The organism is Arthrobacter sp. 2RAF22 (assembly GCF_052115325.1).
Lineage (GTDB): Bacteria > Actinomycetota > Actinomycetes > Actinomycetales > Micrococcaceae > Arthrobacter.
This window is the reverse complement of the sequence record NZ_JBFRGL010000034.1, coordinates 1-1,243: the sequence shown is the minus strand read 5'-3', so window position 1 is coordinate 1,243 and position 1,243 is coordinate 1. Positions and strand designations below refer to the sequence as shown.

Here is a 1,243-nt window from a genome sequence, read left to right as displayed (position 1 = left end):
GGGACTGCCCCCGGTTTTGTTGACTCCTTGACCTAGCGAGCTGGTGCTCGTGGAAGGATGTTGACCATGCCGACGGCTTATGGGGCGGAGTTCCGCCAGGATGTTATTGATGTGGCCCGCAAGGGCGAGGCGCCGCTGGCGCAGATTGCGAAGGATTTTGGGCTGTCGGTCACGACGCTCAAGCGCTGGATTGCCATCGCGGAACGTAAGGAGTCCGGGGCCGGCCCAGTGGCGGCGGAGTCGGCCGAGGTGCGGGAGTTGAAGAAGCGCAACCGCTTGTTGGAGCAGGAGAATGAGATTCTGCGCCGGGCTGCCGCCTATTTGGCCAGGGACATCAACCCAAAATGATCTACCCGCTGGTCACGGATCTTGCCGCCGAGGGTGTTCCCGTGGCGGTGACCTGCAGGGTGTTGGGATTCAGCAAGCAAGGCTATTACCGGTGGAAGGCCAGCCCGGTGACGGAACGGGATTGGATCGATGCGCATTTGGTSAACGCTGCCGTGGACATCCATGCCGAGGACCCGGCGTTCGGGTACCGGTTCATCGCTGACGAGCTCCCGGAGAAAGGCATCACAGCGGGTGAGAACAAGGTCCAGCGCTTGTGCAGGGACCACGGCATCTGGTCGGTGTTTTCGAAGAAGCGGGGCCTGAACCGGAAGCCCGGGCCGCCTGTTCACGACGACCTGGTGGAACGCGACTTCACCGCCGCGGCACCGAACGAGCTGTGGCTGACCGACATCACCGAGCACCCTACCGCTGAGGGAAAGCTGTACCTCTGCGCGGTGAAGGACRTCTACTCCGGCAGGATCGTCGGGTACTCGATGGATGCACGGATGAAGTCCTTGTTGGCCGTGGCGGCGCTGGAGAACGCGGTGCGGGCCCGCCGGCCGGAAGGCACCGTGGTCCACTCAGACCGCGGCTCCCAGTTCCGGTCCCGCCGCTTCGTTGAATCGCTCCGCCACCACGGGCTCACCGGATCGATGGGCAGGGTCGGCGCGTGCGCGGACAACGCCGCAATGGAATCGTTCTTCTCGCTGCTGCAAAAGAACGTTCTGGACCGTCAGCGGTGGAACACCAGGAAGGAACTGCGCCTCGCCATCACGACCTGGATCGAAAGGACCTACCACCGCCGGCGACGGCAAAGACGGCTGGGAAAACTCACGCCAATCGAATATGAAACAATCAACCGGACCGCGCTCACAGCGGCCTAAGACCCCGAGTCAACAAAAGCCGGGGCAGTCCC

General features: G+C 63.2%; 1 protein-coding gene. It reads left to right on the top strand.

Annotated elements, in window-relative coordinates:
• Positions 1-66 precede the first annotated feature (66 nt).
• Positions 67-1,211, top strand: a protein-coding gene (locus AB4068_RS15670; protein WP_441433870.1) for an IS3 family transposase whose coding sequence is annotated in 2 segments (ribosomal slippage) — positions 67-343 and positions 343-1,211 — 1,146 coding nt in all. Because the reading frame shifts where the segments join, the coding sequence is not laid out codon by codon here.
• The last annotated feature ends 32 nt before the right edge of the window (positions 1,212-1,243 follow it).